Annotated in this window: 12 protein-coding genes; 6 read left to right on the top strand and 6 right to left on the bottom strand. The window is 63.5% G+C overall.

Going from position 1 to position 18,640, the window contains the following annotated elements:
* Positions 1-130: 130 nt before the first annotated feature.
* The 4 genes from acnA to efp all read left to right on the top strand — a co-directional run bounded on the left by acnA (position 131) and on the right by efp (position 6,250).
* Positions 131-2,833 (top strand): aconitate hydratase AcnA, encoded by a 2,703-nt coding sequence (gene acnA / locus ACEW7X_RS05965; protein WP_134838249.1) that lies wholly within the window; start codon positions 131-133, stop codon positions 2,831-2,833.
* Between the two features lie 296 nt (positions 2,834-3,129).
* On the top strand, positions 3,130-4,335 hold the full coding sequence (locus ACEW7X_RS05960) for a DUF2863 family protein (RefSeq protein WP_420177729.1): 1,206 nt from the start codon (positions 3,130-3,132) through the stop codon (positions 4,333-4,335).
* Positions 4,336-4,389: 54 nt separating this feature from the next.
* Complete coding sequence (gene earP / locus ACEW7X_RS05955; protein ID WP_420177728.1) at positions 4,390-5,535, top strand: elongation factor P maturation arginine rhamnosyltransferase EarP; 1,146 nt, start codon at positions 4,390-4,392, stop codon at positions 5,533-5,535.
* 157 nt (positions 5,536-5,692) lie between these two features.
* Complete coding sequence (gene efp, locus ACEW7X_RS05950; RefSeq protein ID WP_068368901.1) at positions 5,693-6,250, top strand: elongation factor P; 558 nt, start codon at positions 5,693-5,695, stop codon at positions 6,248-6,250.
* Between the two features lie 291 nt (positions 6,251-6,541).
* On the opposite strand, the gene ACEW7X_RS05945 is transcribed toward efp, so the two are convergent.
* Positions 6,542-8,839 carry an NADP-dependent malic enzyme gene (locus ACEW7X_RS05945; RefSeq protein ID WP_134838246.1) on the bottom strand — a complete coding sequence of 766 codons (2,298 nt, stop codon included), beginning with the start codon at positions 8,837-8,839 and terminating at the stop codon, positions 6,542-6,544.
* A gap of 261 nt (positions 8,840-9,100) precedes the next feature.
* On the opposite strand from ACEW7X_RS05945, the gene ACEW7X_RS05940 reads away from it, so the two are divergent.
* The gene (locus tag ACEW7X_RS05940) at positions 9,101-10,057 is read left to right on the top strand and encodes a LysR substrate-binding domain-containing protein (RefSeq protein WP_083969512.1); all 957 of its coding nucleotides are present in this window, start codon (positions 9,101-9,103) and stop codon (positions 10,055-10,057) included.
* A 30-nt stretch (positions 10,058-10,087) separates the two neighbouring features.
* On the opposite strand, the gene ACEW7X_RS05935 is transcribed toward ACEW7X_RS05940, so the two are convergent.
* From ACEW7X_RS05935 to ACEW7X_RS05915, 5 genes are all read right to left on the bottom strand, one after another.
* The gene (locus tag ACEW7X_RS05935) at positions 10,088-11,878 is read right to left on the bottom strand and encodes an ABC transporter ATP-binding protein (RefSeq protein ID WP_420177727.1); all 1,791 of its coding nucleotides are present in this window, start codon (positions 11,876-11,878) and stop codon (positions 10,088-10,090) included.
* 2 nt (positions 11,879-11,880) lie between these two features.
* Positions 11,881-13,365, bottom strand: coding sequence for an ABC transporter permease (locus tag ACEW7X_RS05930; protein WP_068368915.1), 1,485 nt, complete (start codon positions 13,363-13,365; stop codon positions 11,881-11,883).
* Positions 13,366-13,374: 9 nt separating this feature from the next.
* The gene (locus tag ACEW7X_RS05925; RefSeq protein WP_068368918.1) at positions 13,375-14,352 is read right to left on the bottom strand and encodes an ABC transporter permease; all 978 of its coding nucleotides are present in this window, start codon (positions 14,350-14,352) and stop codon (positions 13,375-13,377) included.
* Positions 14,349-16,586, bottom strand: coding sequence for an ABC transporter substrate-binding protein (locus tag ACEW7X_RS05920; RefSeq protein ID WP_420177726.1), 2,238 nt, complete (start codon positions 16,584-16,586; stop codon positions 14,349-14,351). Before ACEW7X_RS05920 ends, ACEW7X_RS05925 begins: the two co-directional genes overlap by 4 nt.
* 76 nt (positions 16,587-16,662) lie before the next feature.
* On the bottom strand, positions 16,663-17,367 hold the full coding sequence (locus ACEW7X_RS05915) for a thermonuclease family protein (RefSeq protein ID WP_165389984.1): 705 nt from the start codon (positions 17,365-17,367) through the stop codon (positions 16,663-16,665).
* Positions 17,368-17,774: 407 nt separating this feature from the next.
* Here ACEW7X_RS05915 and ACEW7X_RS05910 point away from each other — a divergent pair, with 407 nt between their 5' ends.
* Positions 17,775-18,626, top strand: a complete 852-nt coding sequence (locus ACEW7X_RS05910) for a YoaK family protein (RefSeq protein ID WP_130486833.1) — start codon at positions 17,775-17,777, stop codon at positions 18,624-18,626.
* The last annotated feature ends 14 nt before the right edge of the window (positions 18,627-18,640 follow it).

Raw genomic sequence — 18,640 nt, 5'->3', positions numbered from 1 at the left:
TTTCAAGCGCCTGCAATACCCGATGACGAAGGCAGCTGTCTGCGCTAGACTGGCCTTATCCGCAGTTCAACGCCGCGGGTTTCGTTACCTGCGGCAGCCGAGAATGGAAGTTCGAACCAAGGAGTCCAACATGCCGCACAACACGTTCAATACCCTGCATGAATTCACCGCCGGCGATCGCCGCGGCAAGTTCTACTCGCTGCCCGCACTGGGCCAGGCACTGGGTATTGATATCAAGCGCCTGCCCGTTTCCATTCGCATCGTGCTGGAATCCGTTCTGCGCAATTGCGACGGCCAGAAAATCACCGAAGAACATGTCCGACAACTGGCGAACTGGCAGCCCAATGCCAAACGGGAAGACGAAATCCCGTTCGTGCTGGCGCGTGTGGTCCTGCAGGATTTCACCGGTGTGCCGCTGCTGGCCGATCTGGCCGCCATGCGTGATGTTGCCAAGTCCATGGGCGCCAATCCCAAACGCATCGAACCGCTGGTGCCGGTGGATCTCGTGGTTGACCACTCGGTCATGATCGACTACTACGGCACGCAGGATGCGCTGGACCTGAACATGAAGCTGGAGTTCCACCGCAACAAGGAACGCTACCAGTTCATGAAGTGGGGCATGCAGGCGTTCGATACCTTCGGCGTCGTGCCACCGGGCTTCGGCATTGTGCACCAGGTCAACCTGGAATACCTGGCCCGCGGCGTGCACCGCTCGGCCGATGATGTCTACTACCCCGACACCCTGGTCGGCACCGACAGCCACACCACGATGATCAACGGCATTGGCGTGGTCGGCTGGGGCGTGGGCGGCATCGAGGCAGAAGCCGGCATGCTGGGCCAGCCCATGTACTTCCTGACCCCGGATGTCGTGGGCGTCGAGCTCAAGGGCAAGCTGCGCGAAGGCGTGACAGCTACCGATCTGGTGCTGACCATCACGGAAATGCTGCGGCGCGAAAAGGTCGTGGGCAAATTCGTCGAGTTCTGTGGCGAGGGCACGGCCAGCCTGGCCGTGCCCGACCGGGCCACCATCGGCAACATGGCGCCGGAATACGGCGCCACCATGGGATTTTTCCCGGTGGACGACCGCACCATCGACTACTTCGTCGGCACCGGCCGCACGGACGAGGAAATTGCGGCGCTCAAGGCCTATTTCCAGGCCCAGGAAATGTATGGCGTGCCCGCCGCCAGCGATATCACCTACAGCAAGCTGCTGACACTGGACCTGAGCAGCGTCGTTCCCTCCCTGGCAGGCCCCAAGCGGCCGCAGGACCGCATCGAATTGCCCAAGGTAGCCTCGACCTTCACCGACCTGTTCTCCAAACCGGTAGCCGAAAACGGTTTTTCGCAGCCTGCCGACAAACTGGATCTGCCATTCACGACCAGCACAGGCACCACGATCCGTAACGGCGACGTCCTGATTGCCGCCATTACGTCCTGTACGAACACATCCAATCCCAGCGTCCTGCTGGCCGCAGGCCTGCTGGCGAAAAAAGCCGTCGAAGCCGGCCTGAAAGTCGCGCCGCACATCAAGACCTCTCTGGCCCCTGGTTCGCGCGTGGTCACCGGATACCTGGAGAAAACCGGCCTGCTGCCCTACCTGGAAAAACTGGGCTTCAACGTGGCGGCCTACGGCTGTACCACCTGTATCGGCAACGCCGGCGACCTGACCTCCGATATCAACGAGGCCATCATCGCCAATGATCTCGTCTGTGCTGCCGTGCTCTCCGGCAACCGCAATTTCGAAGCGCGCATTCACCCGAACATCAAGGCCAACTTCCTGGCGTCGCCGCCTTTGGTCGTAGCCTATGCGCTGGCTGGCAATATGACTACCGACCTCGCCACGCAACCGCTGGGCACCAGCAGCACGGGGCAAGCGGTCTACCTGCGGGACCTCTGGCCCAGCAGCGAAGAAATCAATGCCCTGCTGCGCTTCGCGCTGAATCCGGACGCCTTCCGCGCCAACTACTCGCAAATCCGCAGCAACCCCGGCGAGCTCTGGCAGCGCATCGAAGGCGCGGCCGGTGATGTCTACGACTGGCCGAGCTCTACCTACATCGCGCAGCCGCCCTTCTTCGAGAACTTCGGCATGACGCCCGCTCCCATGCCGCAAGTCCGTCATGCGCGCGCACTGGGCATCTTCGGCGATTCCGTCACCACCGACCACATTTCGCCTGCCGGCTCGATCAAGGAAACCTCGCCGGCCGGTAAATGGCTGCTGGCCCATGGCGTCAGCAAGGGCGATTTCAATAGCTACGGTTCGCGCCGGGGGAATCATGAAATCATGATGCGCGGTACGTTCGCCAACGTGCGCATCAAGAACCTGATGATTCCACCGCGCCCTGACGGCACCCGCTTCGAAGGCGGTGAAACGCTATTCCAGCCGGGCGGCGAACAACTGTCCATCTACGATGCGGCCATGCGCTACATCAGCGAAGGTACGTCCACGGTGGTCTTCGGCGGCGAGGAATACGGTACGGGTTCCTCGCGCGACTGGGCCGCCAAGGGCACCCAGCTCCTGGGGGTCAAGGCCGTCATTGCCCGTTCGTTCGAACGTATCCACCGTAGCAACCTGGTGGGCATGGGCGTGCTGCCGCTGCAATTCAAGGGCAGCGACAGCGTGCAATCGCTGGGGATCACAGGCCGCGAAACCTATGATATCGAAGGCCTGGAAAACGGTATCCAGCCGCAACAGGATGTCACGCTGGTCATCCACCGCGAAGACGGCAGCACGGACCGTGTGCCCGTGCTGCTGCGCATAGATACGCCAATCGAAGTGGATTACTACAACCACGGCGGCATTCTGCCCTTCGTGCTGCGCGAGCTGCTGCGCTAACCCGCACCACGGGGCTGGCCGCCCGCGCCGAGCCCAGTCCCGCTACAATCCCCTGTTGGGATGCACCATGCCTGAACGCATGATGCATCCCAGGGTTGGTGCGGTCTGACCGCCGTACCCGGGTGTGTGGCCCCGGTTTTACCTTCAGGGTGAACTGCAGGCTGGCAACCGTCCGACCCTTTCGGGGGAGCCTCCGGCTCCACGTCATGAACTCCCGCCAGGCCCCTTCGGTAAAACGATGGGGCTTGCGCTTTGGCGCGTGGTCACACGCAGATTAACGGCCTCATTCCTCACACATGTTCCAAACCCAACGCTCCTCCCAACGCCCGTCCCGCGATGCCGCACGCCTTGTTTCCCTGGCGACTGCGCTGGGCCAGTCTGGCTGCCGCACGGAAGACCGCTACTGGGAAAAACAGTTGGAAGCGATCCTGGTGCGGCTGCTGCGCACCGGCAATGATGCTGCGCTGGAAAACGCGCTGGAGCATCTGCTGCAAAATGACCAGAACGCCTACGGCCTGTTGGTCGAACTTATCGAAACCCTGTCTGAATCCGCGACGATCACTGTCGATGAGCAGCGCTATGACGTCGTCCTCGTGACCGCGCCGGTGCTGGCCTGGACGCGCTTCCAGATTCCACACGGCGCCATCCCCGCGCGCCAGCTCGAAGCCCTGGCAGCTCAGATGAGCGGGCATGTCCTGGCGGGCAATGCCAGGCTGGCATTGTTCCCGCACCTGATCGGGGTCGACCAGTTGCCGCGCAGCTTTTCCGAAACCTGGCAATGGCTGCAGGCCCTGGGCAACCAGGCGCTGGGCAAGCGCACCAGCCGCCACCTCACGCGACCAGACGTGGAAGTTCCGCCCATGCTGGCAGACACACGTTACCTGGTCGGCGCCATTGCGGTTCCCGAAGGCGAGGCGCTGTTCGCCTGGCAGGAAACCGCAAATGAAACACCGGCAACGCGCGAAAGCAGCCTGGCAGCCTGGGCTGAACAGGCCGCACCCAGCTTTGCCGCCATGCTGCCCGGCTGCGCGGTGGAGGTCATGTTGCCGGACGCCTATTACGTCAGCAACCGCGATTCGGACAAACGTATCCGCCCGCTGGCACTGACCGCCGCCGTCAACTGGCTGCATACGTCCGTCGGCCTGGAAACCGGACAATTGCGCGCGGTCATTTGCCATTGCAGCGCCGGCGGCCCGGAAGAGTTCCGCATCAGTCTGGGCGTACGTGACAGCAACGACGTCTATTACGGCTGCATCTGGCCCATTTTCGGCCGTGACGAAGAACTCGACAGCGATACTACGGATATTTACCAGGCCATCCTCGAGCAAATATCCTCGCACCTCAACAGCCTGGGCGTGCATGAAATCCGGCGCCTGCCCGGTGTGTTCCCGCCCGATACCTGCGACGACTGCGGCGGCCCGCTATTCCCCAACGCGGTCGGCGAAATGGTGCACGCCGAACTGCCGGAAGACCTCGACATCAACCCTGGCACCTTCCACTGAGGCCCGGAGCGGGCGGCGCCTGCCCCGCCTGGCGCCGCCCGCTCCCGCATCCATATGACTCCAGCCGCTTCCGCTCTTTCCGCCGATCTGTTCTGCCGCGTCATCGACAATTATGGCGACATCGGCGTCTGCCTGCGCCTGGCTCGCAACCTGTCGCGCGACCACGGCTGGCAGATCAGGCTATGGGTGGATGTTCCAGAAGCCCTGGCACGGCTGGAACCCTCTGCCACACTGAATGACGGACGGGGCTGGCTGGAGGGCATCGAACTGGTGCACTGGAACGCGTCGCCGCCAGACCTGCCGCCGCTGGATATCTGCATTGAAGCGTTCGCCTGCGACCCGCCTGCGGCCTATCTGGCCAGGCTGTCGCCAGACCGCAATCTCTGGCTGAACCTCGAGTACCTGAGCGCCGAGCCTTGGGTCACGGGCTGCCACCTGCTGCCATCGCAGCAGGCCAATGGCGTTCCAAAATACTTTTTCTTCCCAGGTTTCCTGCCTGGCACGGGCGGGCTGCTGCGCGAACCGGACCTGCTGGTCGAACGCACCCACTGGCAGGCCGACCGCAAGCACGCCACCGCGCTCCTGGAATCACTGGGCCTGGAAGAGGCAGCGCTGGCGCAATGGCGTCTGGCAGACTGCCGCCTGATCAATCTGTTCTGCTACCCCCATGCTCCGCTGCCAGCATTGACCAGTGCCCTGGCCCGCGACACACGCCCGACCCTGCTGCTGGTTCCCGAAGGCGTTGCACCTGCCTTGCCGACAGGCCGGCAAGGCCGGCTGCATGTGGCACGCCATGCATTCGTGCGTCATGCCGAATTCGACCGTCTGTTGTGGAGCGCCGACCTGAACCTGGTGCGCGGCGAAGATTCGCTGGTGCGCGCCGTCTGGGCCGGCCGTCCCCTGCTTTGGCACATCTACCCGCAGGACGATGCCGCACACCTGGAAAAGCTGCAGGCCTGGCTGGCCTGCGGCAGCCTGCCGCCTGCCGTGCAGGAAGCCTTCATGGCCTGGAACCAGGACACGCCCCCCCAGCCGGCAGCCAACCCGGATGCCATGCATTCATGGGCCAACCTGCTAAACGGCCCGGCATGGCAGGCCTGGAAGCAGCACGCGCGCCACGACAGCGACACACAGGCGCGGCAACCTGACTTGGGCCAGCAACTGGTGGCTTTCTGCCAGGGAAAACTCCCCTCGCCTTGAGCACCGGAGACGGCTTTCCTGCGTGCCGTTACCAGCAGAATATGGGATCCATGATAGAATGGCGAGCTTTGTCAAGTCGCGCCTGTTCGTGTCCCGTCCCGGCCTTCCGAGCGCGACCGGCCAGCACCTTTGCTGAAAATACCCGGAGTTTTAAATCATGAAGACCGCACAGGAACTGCGCGTGGGCAACGTGGTCATGGTGGGCAGCGAGCCCCTCGTGGTCCAGAAAGCCGAATACAACAAGTCTGGCCGCAACGCCGCGGTCGTGAAGCTGAAGTTCAAGAACCTGCTCACCGGCTCGGGCAGCGAACTGGTCTACAAGGCCGACGAAAAGTTCGAAGTCGTCCTGCTGGAACGCAAGGACTGCACGTACTCCTACTTCGCCGACCCGATGTACGTCTTCATGGATGAAGAGTACAACCAGTATGAAGTCGAAGCCGACAGCATGGGCGACGCCCTGCACTACCTGGAAGAAGGCATGCAGGTCGAAGTGGTGTTCTATGATGGCCGCGCCATCTCCGTGGAACTGCCCACCATCGTCGTGCGTGAAATCAGCTACACCGAACCGGCTGTCCGTGGCGACACCTCCGGCAAGGTTCTCAAGCCCGCCAAGATCACCACGGGCTACGATATCAATGTGCCGCTGTTCTGCGAAATCGGCGACAAGATTGAAATCGACACCCGCACCGGCGAATACCGCAGCCGCGTGATGTAATTTTCCTCGGCAAGGCGCGCTGCGCCTGCCCCGGGACGGGTTGCAACAGCAACCCATGCCCCCTGTGGATTTGCCAGCCTGGCTGGCGGATCACCAAAAAGCCTGGACCCGCAATGTGCGAGTCCAGGCTTTTTTACTTGTGGCGCGCTTGCCTGCCGCGTCTTTTGTCGCCCACGTTCGGCCTGGCGTCCGTGCCTGGTCGACCGGTACCGAAAATGCCACCGCGCTGCCAACTGCCCGGACATCCCTGGAGATATCCGGGCGGCGGCCCGCAGCGCTGGCGCAGTCCGTTCAGGCCTGGGCTTCTTCGTGGTTGGCATCCAGCACGGCCAGCGCGGCCATGTTCACGATGCGGCGCACCGTGGAACTGGATGTCAGGATATGCACCGGGGCCGCAGCACCCAGCAGGAACGGCCCGACCGCAACATTGCGCCCGGCCGCCGTCTTCAGCAGGTTGTAGGCGATGTTGCCGGCATCCACGTTGGGGCAGACCAACAGGTTAGCCGCGCCCTTGAGCGGCGAGCCAGGCAATTGCCGCAGGCGCAATGCTTCGTCCAGCGCGCTGTCGCCATGCATTTCCCCATCCACCTCCAGATGCGGCGCGGCCTTGCGCACCAGCTCCAGCGCCTGGCGCATTTTCACGCCGGAAGCAGAACTGCCCGAACCGAAATTGGAGCGCGACAGCAAGGCGATCTTGGGCTGCAAATCCAGATGCGCCATACGCTCTGCTGCGGCAATGGTGAATTCGGCGATCTGCTCGGCGGTCGGGTCGTCGTTGACGTGGGTATCGACCAGAGCCAGCGTGCGTTCGCCCAGCAGCAGGATATTCATGGCGCCATACGTTTTTGCGCCCGGTTTCTTGCCGATGACCTGGTCGATGAAACGCAGGTGGTCATGGTATGCCCCGACCGTTCCGCAGATCATGCCGTCGGCGTCGCCCAGCTTGACCATCATGGAGCCAATCAAGGTCAGCCGCCGGCGCATTTCCACACGCGCCATTTCCTTGGTCACGCCATCACGGCAACGCATTTCCCAATAATTGGTCCAGTACTGATGGAAACGTTCGTCGTACTCGGGATTGGTAACTTCCACATCCTGCCCCAGGCGCAAGCGCAAGCCGAACTTCTCGATACGCGCCAGCAGCACCTGGGGCCGGCCAACCAGGATAGGCCGAGCCAGTTTTTCATCGACGATGACCTGTACTGCACGCAACACACGCTCGTCCTCACCTTCGGTAAAGACAATGCGCGCCTTGCCGCCCTGGCGGACCTGCTGCTTGGCCGCCGCAAAGACCGGCTTCATGAATGCGCCGGAATGGTAGACGAACTGGCGCAATTGCTCGACATAGGCATCCATGTCGACAATCGGACGGGTGGCCACGCCATCATCCATGGCCGCCTGCGCCACCGCCGGCGCCACACGTGCCAGCAAACGCGGATCAAAGGGCTTGGGAATCAGGTACTCCGGGCCAAAGCGCGCATCGCTGCCGCCATAGGCTGCCGCCACCACGTCGCTCTGCTCTTCCTGCGCCAGCCCGGCGATCGCGCGAACTGCTGCCTTTTCCATGGCGCGAGTGATGGTGCGAGCTCCGACATCCAGGGCGCCACGGAAAATGTACGGGAAGCACAGAACATTGTTGACCTGGTTGGGATAGTCCGACCGGCCTGTCGCCATGACCACATCGCCCCGCGTGGCATGGGCCAGCTCCGGCGTGATTTCCGGTGTTGGGTTGGCCAGCGCCAGAATCAGCGGACGGGCATTCATGCCACGCAGCATATCGGCCTTGAGCACGCCTCCGGCAGACAGGCCCAGGAACACGTCTGCGCCCTCAATGACTTCCGCCAGGGTACGCGCGTCTGTCGCCTGTGCATATTGCGCCTTGGTTTCGTCCATCAGGACGGTGCGGCCTTCGAAGACGACGCCTTCAAGATCCGTCACCCAGATGTGCTCGCGCGGCAAGCCCAGGTCCACAAGCAATTCCAGGCAGGCCAGTGCCGCCGCGCCTGCGCCGGAGACCACGACCTTGACTGCGGCGATGTCCTTTTGCACGACCTTCAGGCCGTTGATGAACGCTGCCGCCACACAAATAGCCGTGCCGTGCTGGTCATCGTGGAACACCGGGATGCTCATGCGTTCGCGCAATTTGCGTTCCACGGTAAAGCACTCCGGTGCCTTGATGTCTTCCAGATTGATGCCGCCGAACGTCGATTCCAGGCTGGCAATGATGTCCACCAGCTTGTCAGGATCAGTTTCGTTGATCTCGATATCGAACACGTCGATACCTGCGAATTGCTTGAAGAGCACGGCTTTGCCTTCCATCACCGGCTTGGAAGCCAGTGCACCGATATGGCCCAGGCCCAGCACTGCAGTACCGTTGGTGATGACGCCCACCAGGTTGCCGCGCCCTGTGTAACGGGCAGCGTTGGCGGGATCTGCCGCGATTTCCTCGCACACGGCAGCCACGCCCGGCGTATAGGCCAGGCCCAGATCCCGCTGGGTAACCAGGGGCTTGCTGGAGACGACGGACAATTTCCCCGGCACGGGAAACTCGTGGTAATGCAATGCGGCTTCGCGGTCTTTATTGCCCATTTTCCTGCTCCTTCATTCCGATGAAGCAATTCTAGGCCTGCCGCATAATAAAATTATTCTGTTATATGATTACTCCATAACCATTTCATTATGGCGATGAGCAAGACCGTGGACGACCTGCCTCACGCCTGATCCGCCACTGCTTCGCGTCCCTCCTTCGTCATGACTGAACCGCAGCCCACGCTCCCCTCCCTGACGGGCCCCGCCGACCCAACAGCTGGCGCAGTGACGGCGCAGGATGCGCCGCACGACCCGCAGCTCATGGCGCGGCGTCTGTCCGCCCGCCTGAAAATGCGGCACCTGCAATTGCTGCTTCTGATCCAGCAGCATGGCTCTCTGACACGCGTGGCCGAACACCTGTCCACCAGCCAACCCGCCATCACCAATACACTGGGCGAACTGGAATCCCTGTTTGGGGCCCAGCTGTTCAACCGCTCGTCGCGCGGCATGGCGCCTACCGCCCTGGGCGAAGTGGTGCTGGCGCGGGCATCGGTAATCATCAATGACCTCGGCCATCTGGTGCATGACGTGCAGGCCTCGGGCGCGGGGCTGGCGGCGCGCCTGCAGATCGGGGTAACACCTTTCGTTTCCAGCCGTATCGTTGCCGATGCCCTCGCCCTGCTTCAGCAGGAGCCGCCACGCCTGGCCGTACGCATGCACCAAGGCAGCAGCGCGCAATTGCTGGCCCAGCTACGCGACCACAGCCTGGATGCCGCCATCGGCCGGGCCGACCCGGCCCTGAACCTGGAAGGCCTGGATTTCGAACCGCTTTACCCACAGCCGCCGCGTCTGATCGCCAACCGCCGGCTGGCCGCGCAACTGAGCCGCCGCCCGCTGGACTGGCAGGCACTGGCTGAACTGGACTGGATATTGGGCGCCCCCGGCACCCCCATGCGCGAACAGGTGGCCGGCCTGTTCCTGCAAGCCGGCATCGTGCCGCCCTTGCCCATCACCGAAAGCCATTCGGCAGAACTGATCGGCGCGCTGATCGCCAGCAGCGAACAGTCCATCTCCATCGTTCCCGCCGACATCGCCAATGAATTGGTGCGCGTAGCCGGTGTTGCCATCGTGCCCTACACCCTGGGCTGGCAATTGCCGCCGATTGCGCTGTTTACGCGCCGGGACAGCCGCACCAGGGAAACCTGCCGACGCTTCGCGGCCGCGCTGCGCCAGGCCTGCGGGCAAATGCGGCCTGCACGCCCTGCCGACCCCTACTGAAACGCTGCAACACCGCCAGGAACCACCGGCTCACGCCCCCACCTGTTCGCCCAGCGCCAACCTCGGCACCGCTGCCAGCAAGCGCCTGGCAGCTTCGGACTGCGGCTGGCCCAGCACCTCATGCGCGGCGCCGATTTCGGCGATCCTGCCAGCCTCCATGACTGCGATGCGATCGGCCATGTATTCCACTACGCCGAAGTTATGGGTAATGAAGAGATAGGCCATACCGGTTTCAGCCTGCAATTCGCGCAGCAGGTCCAGGATTTGCGCCTGGATGGAGACATCCAGCGCCGAGGTCGGCTCGTCCAGCACCAGTACGGCAGGCTCGACCGCCAGCGCCCGCGCAATGGCGATGCGTTGGCGCTGACCGCCGGAAAACTCATGAGGCCAGCGCAAGGCCGCATCTTCCGGCAGTCCCACCCTGTGCAGAAGGCTGGAGATACGCCGCTGGCGTTCCGTTTTATCCCATTCCGGACGCAAGGACGCCAGCCCTTCCTCGATAGCCTGCCCGACCCGCATGCGCGGGTCCAGCGACCCATACGGGTCCTGGAACACGATCTGTATGCCTCGCCGCAAGCGGCGCATTGCGCGGCGGTCTGCCCGGAACACGTCCACCCCCTGCAAGCGAACGTCGCCCCCCACTTCCGCCTGCGCATCCAGCAGGCGCAGCAAGGCCTTGCCCGTGGTGGTCTTGCCGCACCCGGATTCCCCCAGCAGGGCCAGCGTTTCACCCGCCTGAAGCTCGAACGACAGCCCGTCGACGACGCGCTTGCGCGCACGCCGCCGCAACCAGCTGCCGTTGCCGCTCGGGTAAGACACCGTCAGGTCCCGGACCGATAGCGCCGGCATGGCGCCTGGCGCCTGATGCCTGGCCTCGTCACCCGCTGCAGGCCCTGCCGCCACTGCTGCCGGGATTGCTGCTGCGGCTGATTCTGCCGCTGCCGCCGACCTTGCCGGCACAGCAGGCGCTACCGCCCCAGCGCCGCTGCTCAGCGGCCGCCCACGTTTGTCATAGGAAGGAATGGCGTCGAAAAGCTGCTGCACATACGGATGGCCTGCCTGCCGGAAAAAGACGGCAGCCGGTGCGCTGACCAGCAACTCGCCATGCCGCATGACCGCCACGTGGTCCGCCACGCGCTGCACCACCGCCAGGTCATGACTGATCAGCAGTACCGCCATGTCCAGCTCACGTTGGATATCGGCCAGCAGATCGAGAATCTGCGCCTGTACCGTCACATCCAGCGCCGTGGTCGGCTCATCGGCAATCAGCAGCGCAGGCTCGGCGGCCAGGGCAATGGCAATCATGATGCGCTGCTTCTGCCCTCCGGAAAACTGGAAGGGGTAATCGTCTATCCGGCTGGCCGCCTCCGCGATGCCGACCCTATCGAGCCAGCGTATCGCCCGCTCGCGCAAGGCCGCACCGCGCAGTTCGGTGTGTGCCTGCAAGGTTTCCATGATCTGGTCGCCGACCCGCATGACCGGATTCAGGCTGGTGGCAGGTTCCTGGAAGATCATGCCAATGCGCCCGCCGCGTACCCGCCGCATGGCCTGCTCCGACACCCCGGAGATTTCCTCGCCATCCAGCCGCACCGTACCGCCGCTCAATTGCGCGGCCGCAGGCAGGAGGCGCATAAGCGCCAGCGCCGTCATACTCTTGCCGCTGCCGGATTCTCCCACCAGCGCGAAGGTCTCGCCCCTGGCGATGCTGAAGGCCAGGTCGCGGACGACCCTGACATCATCCAGTCCGTTGTCCACATCGACATCCAGGCCGCTGACTTCCAGCAACCCCGACGCAGCCGCGCCTGTTTTTTTCTGACTCATGATTATTCCCCTTGCACCGCGCGCGCAGCCCGCTGGCGTGCCAGTGCCCGGCGCATCCGCTGGCGGCGCGGGCTGACATGGCTGCCATTCGGGTCGAAAGCATCGCGTACCGCATCGGCAAACAGATTGGCAGCCAGCACCAGTGCCAGCATGAAGCCGAATGCGGTCAACAGGTTCCACCACACCATCGGATCACGCGACATTTCCAGCCGCGCCATGTCTATCATCGAACCAAAGGAACGCGTGGTGGCATCCACGCCTATGCCCAGGTAGGACAACACGGCTTCATAGAGCACCAGCCCGGAAAACTCCAGGACGGCAGTAATCAGGACAATATGCGTCACATTGGGCAGAAGATGGCGCAGCATGATGCGCCAATGCGAAACGCCAAAGGCGCGCGCCGCCTGCACGTATTCCAGCTCACGCAACTTGAGCGCCTCAGCCCGCAACAGGCGGCACAGCCCGGCCCAGCCCGTCAGCCCCAGCACCATGCACAGCAGGAACAGGCGCAGGTCAGCGCGCTCGGCAGCCGTGCCATACAGTTCCGGGTGTCGGTCGATGAAGCCCTGCATCAGCAGTACGCAGGCCGCGATCAGCAGCACTCCCGGAATGGACGTCAGAATGGTGTAGAGATACTGGATGACGGTATCGACCCGGCCTTTGAAGTAGCCGGCTGCAATACCAAAGAACAAGGCTGGCGGCAACATGGCCATCAGGGTCAGGAACCCGATGACCAGGGCCGTGCGCAGGCTCTTCAATGCCTGCCAAAGCACATCGTTGCCGGTCCGGTCCGTTCCCAGGACATGGTAGCCCCCGGCCAGGCTGACGGCCAGCGCCACCAGCACCAGCAGCACGCCGGCCGTGCACCATAGCGCCAGCCAGGGGTAGGCCGTGCGTCTTGCCAACACGTCCGCCCCGGCCTGGCGCCAGCCGCCGGCACGCCGGCCCAGCACCAGCAGCCCCGCCACGGCCAGCGCCACAGCGGCCAGAATGCCTGCCCCGGCGCCGATTGCCAACCGTCTGGCAATATCGCCGCCCCGCTGCGCAGGCGGATCCTCCAGATGCGCGCCGCCATGGCGCAGCCGCGGAAAGTCCCGTACCGTCACGCCATCAAGCAGCAAGGATTCCTTGGTGAACTGGTAGGCTGCCAGAGGCGCGGAATAGGTTTTTTCCGTTGCGGCCAACGCCGTACCGTCCAGCAGCAGGTCCAGCGCAGAACGCACCACCGGCGCGTAATTGGGCGCGGCCCCCGCAGCCGCGCCCGGCGCTGGCGGCAATTGCGGGCGGAAATGGATGCTATCGAGCAAGGCAATGCTGCCGAACACCACCAGCACCAGCGCCGAGCAGGCTGCCGGCGCCCGGCGAAAGACGGCACGCCAGCTGGCACGCAGCGCCGGCAGGCGGCGGGCCCGCCAGCTGTAGATCAGAATGAAGGCCAGCACCAGGAACAGCGCGGCATCGGTCCAGAGCAGAACGAACTTGGGCATGCGTGGCGCCTATTGAAAACGGACCCGGGGATCGGCCAAGGTATATGAGATGTCCGCAAGCAGTACGCCCACGATGTACAGCGCTGCCCCCAAAAACACCATGGCGCGCACGACGGCAAAATCCTGGGCATTGATGGCGTCGATGGTGTAGCTGCCCAGGCCCGGAATGCCAAAAAAGGCCTCGGCCACCAGGCTGCCCATGAACAGCAGGGGAATGGCCGATACCGCCCCGGTCAAGATAGGCAGCAAGGCATTGCGCAGGACATGGCGGAACAGCACCACGGTTTCAGACAGGCCCTTGGAACGCGCCGTACGCACGTAGTCCTTGCCGATTTCTTCCAGGAACAGGGTGCGATAGAAACGCGCTTCCGGCCCCAGGCGTGCGATAACGGCCACCAGTACCGGCAACGCCAGGAAGCGGATCATGTCGGCGCCCGGCTGATAGCCCGAATAAGGCACCAACTGCCAAACCTTGGCAAACAGCCACTGCCCGGCAATGATGTAGAACAGGCTGGAAATCGACAACAGCACCACGCACAGCACCACACCCCAGAAATCCAGCCGCGTCGCCCGGAAGAACACCAGCAGCAGCGCAAAGACGATACTCGCCGCCATGCCGAGGATGAAACTGGGTATGGCCAGGGCCAGGCTCGGGCCGATGCGATCCCGGATTTCCCGGCCGATATCCCGCCCGGCATCCGACTGGCCGAAGTCCATGACCAGCAAGGGAGCCGAACGCGTGTAGAAAATAGTGTCAGTCAGCTTGGCGCTCCCCTGCGCCTCGGTGTTGTAGAACAATGGCTTGTCATAGCCATGCGCCGTCTTCCACTGTTCGACCGCCTGCTGGCTGATGCGCTGTCCGCCTATGGCCATGCGCGCCATGTCATCGGTGCTGTTGACCCAGAAGAACAGCAGGAAGGTCAGCAGGTTGACCCCGATCAGGATGAGCACGCCATGCAGCAGCCGGCGCAAGGTATAGGCCATCATGATTGCTTGCCTCCGGCGGGCCGAGCCGCCTGATGATCACGGCGACGCAGCGCCCACACGGCCAGCAACGCCCCCAACGCCACCAATACACCGGCCAGCCATAGCGGCCACCATGAGGGCGCATTCCAGCGCGCCACGTGCTCCACGCGCTGCGCCACGTCCACCCGGAGATACGGCAGGTTGTTGCGCACCATCTGGGTGGGCTTGGCGTTGTGCAACCACTGGTGATAGGCGCCGCCGGACATCGGGAAGTAACCGAACATCCAGGGTGCATCACGCTGAAGAATCACGACCATGCGGTCGATCAACGCTTTTTTCTCCGGGCCATCATCAAGGAAACGCATCTGTTCGAACAGGGCATCGAATTCCGGGCTGGCATAGTTGACGGCGTTCTCACCGCCAAAGGCCGCCTTGCCGTTGGGACCGTACAGCATGAAGAGAAAATTCTCGGCATCCGGATAATCCGCCACCCAACCCCACATGAATATCTGCGCGCTGCCATTGCGCATTTTTTCCTGGAAGCGGTTGAAGTCGGTGGCTCGCACCTCCAGTTGCACTCCCAGCTTGGCAAGCTGGCGGCGGTACCAGTCTTCGGCCGGATTGGAACCCACGCCCGTCATGGAATCGTAGAACAGCACCAGCGGCCTGCCGGTTTCGGCATCCCGGCCATCCGGGTAGCCGGCTTCGGCCAGCAGGCGCCTGGCCTCTTCGAGCGACTTGCGCACCGGCTTGCCATCGACGATATCGTAGACCTGCGTATTGATACCGTCCGGGCCGTCGTCATACCCAAGCACGCCCGGCGGCACCGGCCCCTGCGCCACCAATGCCTGGCTGTTCTCGAACAGGGCCACGTATTCTTCCCAGTCGAAGGCGATGCTGATGGCCTGGCGCAGCTTGCGGTTACGCTCGGCCTGTTCCGGGGTGTCCCCCTTGCCCACCACCGGATCGTTCCAGTTGAAGCCTATGTACCAGATCGTCGTCTCCACCGTGCTGGGCAACTGGATGCCGCGTTCGGCGTAACGCGCAGCCTTGTCGGCCGAATCGCCAGCCGCCACGCGCATGGCAACCCCCAGCTCGCCGCGCTCGATCTGCGGCAGGTCGTAATAGCCCTGCATGAACTTGCCTGTCAGCGGGATCGCTTCCTTTTCCATGCTGAACACCGCTCGGTCCACAAACGGCGTCATCTTGCCGCAGTCATCAAGCAGCCCGGCTTCCTGGTCACCGGGCTCGCCTTCGCACGGATAGGGTTCACCCCGGAAATTCGGATTGCGCTGCAAGACATGGCGCCGGTTGCGCAAGGATTCAGCCAGGTAGTATGGCCCGGTGCCCACCGGCCAGCTATCCAGCGACAGGTCACGCTCGGCCATGCCCGGCTGATGATAAAAGCGGTCAGCCTCCCAGGGGACAGGCGCCAGGAAAGTCATGGCCAGCCAGTACTTGAACTGTGGATACTTGCCTTTGACTCGTACGCGCAGGGTATGGTCATCCAGCGCCTCCACCCCGGAAAAACCGTACTGACGCAAATCCAGCCAGGGCTGTTCGCGCCGGTCGGCGGCGGGTTGCTGCTGGCGAAAATCCGCCAGCAGCTGTGCATAAACCTGCTTCAGGCGGGCGCCGTAATCTTCCATGCCTTCGACGTGCTCCGCCATGACAGAGAAAATCGGTGACGCCAACCGGGGATGGGCCAGCCGCCGGAAAGCATAGACATAATCATGCGCAGTCAATTCGCGCGTGCCGGTTTCCGGAAAATCAGGCACACCCGTGACCGTTTTCAGGTCTTCCAGGGCAACCGGCCAATAACGGTAGGCGCCATCTTCGGTGCGGGCAAAAGCCGGATGCGGCTGAAACAGGATGCCCGGACGCAGGCGGATGTCATAAACACTTTCGGCGATGCGATCGCCCGGCGCATCCGGCGGCAGGCGCTGGCCGTCCGCATCGTAATAAACGGGTTCGCTGATGGCCTCGGCGGCACGCGGAATCAGCTCATAGGGACGCTTCAGATAGTGATACCCGTAAAGCGGCTCATAGATGTTGTAGGTATAGGGGGTTTCATCCGTGGCGTAGGATTTCGCCGGGTCCAGCGACTTGGGAGAACGGGAAATAAAAGTGGTGTAGAGCGTATTCTGCTCCATGGCGCCATCGGCATACGGACTGTTCACCGGCGCGTGATCGCACCCCGCCAGCCCAGCCACGGCCGCCAGCGCCGCCCCCCACCGCGCCCACGATGCTCCCATCCCCTTCCCCCTAGAACAGACTGTCACGCCCTGTTTTTATCCTGCAGGCCCTAGCCGGCCGAACAATGCCTGCCGCTCAGCATTTCCCCTGTTGCCAGCAATCATAGCGCCATACCCAGGGGCGTATCGCTCCGCTGTCTGCCCAGATGCCCAGGCCATCGCGCTGCGCCTGCTGCTCCAGCACCAGTACATGCCGGTCGCGCAGGTGCTTGCCCTTGCCTTGCTGGTTGGCCCAGGCATAACCCGCCGCCACCATACGGCGATTGGCGCTATCGTTTTCGCCCAGCATGACATCGCAGACATCGCGCCCGTACTGATCTTCTTCGTAACAGCGCAGCTTCAGGTTCCTGCCGGCCACCAGGCGGTCCAGTTCGCGCCGGGCGGCAACGCCATGCGGCTGGCCGGGACGTGCGGCGCCGTCTCCTGTTTCCGGTGCGTCGATATTTGCCAGGCGGATACGCCGCTGGGGCTCGCCAGCCGGCCGCAAGGTCAGCGTATCGCCGTCCGCGACATGGACGACCTGGCCCTGCAAGTCATAACGGTACTGTCCCTGGGGCAATGCAGGCCAGGACCCGTCTGCCACGGCCGGACGCCTGTCCGGCCCGGCATCCGGCTGCACGACGTCCACTACCCGTTGTACCAGCCCCTGCCAATCCCCACCCACGCACCAGGCCAGAAAAGCCAACAGGAGCGCAACCAGCGACGCGCCACCGGCACGCGGAATCTGCCGCCTGGGCCGGGTATCAGATGAAGTACGGGAGGAAGTTTTCTTGGAACGCATGCCGGCTCGGCCTGTAAAAACGCCATGGCGAGGGTAAGGGAATCGCGGAAACAACGCCAGGTCGGGCGCTCGCACCGTCTTCAGGCAAATGATGATAGCACCACGCCCCGGCATTCCTGCCCCTGCAGGCCATCCCCTTCTTCCAGCCTGAAGGCCTGCCGCCGACAGGGCGCTCCAGGCCGATGCCTGCATGGCGGCCAGACCTCATACCGGCAAGGAACAAACACGCCGGACAAGCCGCATCGCGATTGTCGCGCCACAAACAGCGGCAGCCGGCCCGGAATGCTGCACTGCAGGCAGTGCGCTCCTATAATGACAAGCGAAAACCGAACTGTCGCAGCGCGTCGCCACGGCCCCGCCGAGGCAATACGCTCCCGTTCCCGTTGCTCTCCGCTTTTGGATGGGTCATGTCGTTGCGCTACACACACTGGACCGACACGCGTCGTACGCCACAGAACGACGCGCGCCTGGGCGCGTGCCTGGCTTTCGTAGCTGGCGCGGCGAATGCTGGCGGCTTCCTGGCTGTCGGGCAGTACACCTCGCATATGTCGGGCATGGTGTCGGGCATCGCCGACCACCTCAGCGCCCGCAACCTGGAACTGGCACTGGCCTGCGTCATCGCCATCTGCGCCTTCCTGGCCGGCGCCATCACCACTTCCATCCTGGTCAACTATGCCAGGCGGCGGCGCCTGCATTCGCAATATTCCATTCCCATGCTGCTGGAAGCCGGGCTGCTCTTGCTGTTCGGCCTGATCGGCGCGCAGATCGCCCGCCAGGTCAGTTTCCTGCAACCGCCCACCGTCGTTTTGCTGTGCTACATGATGGGCCTGCAGAACGCGCTCATCACCAAAATCTCCAATGCCGTCATCCGCACCACCCACGTGACAGGCATGGTGACCGACATCGGCATCGAGCTGGGCAAACTGTTCTATATCAATAGCCCCAAGGCCACCGGTCGCGGCCAGGGCCGTGTGGTCGCCAACCGGACCAAACTGGTCCTGCACAGCAAGCTGCTGCTATCCTTCCTGGTCGGCGCCATGACCGGCGCATTCGGCTTCCAGGCCTGGGGCTACTCCATGACGCTGCCGCTGGCTTTTTTCCTGCTGGTGCTCGCCATGCCTCCGCTCTGGAGCGACTTGCGCGTGCGCTGGCGCGTGCGTCATTACCACCCGCACCCCGAACACCCCGGGCCAGCGGCGCCTGACAGCGCCGCCGAACCAGAACCGCCCGCCGTACCGCAAGCCGAATCGCGCCCCTGAGCGCGTCACTCGCA

It is taken from the genome of Kerstersia gyiorum (assembly GCF_048595715.1).
Classification (GTDB): domain Bacteria; phylum Pseudomonadota; class Gammaproteobacteria; order Burkholderiales; family Burkholderiaceae_B; genus Kerstersia; species Kerstersia gyiorum.
The sequence above is the reverse complement of the archived record's forward strand: the minus strand, read 5'-3'. Positions and strand labels throughout refer to the sequence as shown.

Bases quoted from the DNA above. Each gene is read 5' to 3' on its own strand.
- acnA (WP_134838249.1), top strand. From the start codon at position 131: ATGCCGCACAACACGTTCAATACCCTGCATGAATTCACCGCCGGCGAT.
- ACEW7X_RS05960 (WP_420177729.1), top strand. From the start codon at position 3,130: ATGTTCCAAACCCAACGCTCCTCCCAACGCCCGTCCCGCGATGCCGCA.
- earP (WP_420177728.1), top strand. From the start codon at position 4,390: ATGACTCCAGCCGCTTCCGCTCTTTCCGCCGATCTGTTCTGCCGCGTC.
- efp (WP_068368901.1), top strand. From the start codon at position 5,693: ATGAAGACCGCACAGGAACTGCGCGTGGGCAACGTGGTCATGGTGGGC.
- ACEW7X_RS05945 (WP_134838246.1), bottom strand. From the start codon at position 8,839: ATGGGCAATAAAGACCGCGAAGCCGCATTGCATTACCACGAGTTTCCC.
- ACEW7X_RS05940 (WP_083969512.1), top strand. From the start codon at position 9,101: ATGGCGCGGCGTCTGTCCGCCCGCCTGAAAATGCGGCACCTGCAATTG.
- ACEW7X_RS05935 (WP_420177727.1), bottom strand. From the start codon at position 11,878: ATGAGTCAGAAAAAAACAGGCGCGGCTGCGTCGGGGTTGCTGGAAGTC.
- ACEW7X_RS05930 (WP_068368915.1), bottom strand. From the start codon at position 13,365: ATGCCCAAGTTCGTTCTGCTCTGGACCGATGCCGCGCTGTTCCTGGTG.
- ACEW7X_RS05925 (WP_068368918.1), bottom strand. From the start codon at position 14,352: ATGATGGCCTATACCTTGCGCCGGCTGCTGCATGGCGTGCTCATCCTG.
- ACEW7X_RS05920 (WP_420177726.1), bottom strand. From the start codon at position 16,586: ATGGGAGCATCGTGGGCGCGGTGGGGGGCGGCGCTGGCGGCCGTGGCT.
- ACEW7X_RS05915 (WP_165389984.1), bottom strand. From the start codon at position 17,367: ATGCGTTCCAAGAAAACTTCCTCCCGTACTTCATCTGATACCCGGCCC.
- ACEW7X_RS05910 (WP_130486833.1), top strand. From the start codon at position 17,775: ATGTCGTTGCGCTACACACACTGGACCGACACGCGTCGTACGCCACAG.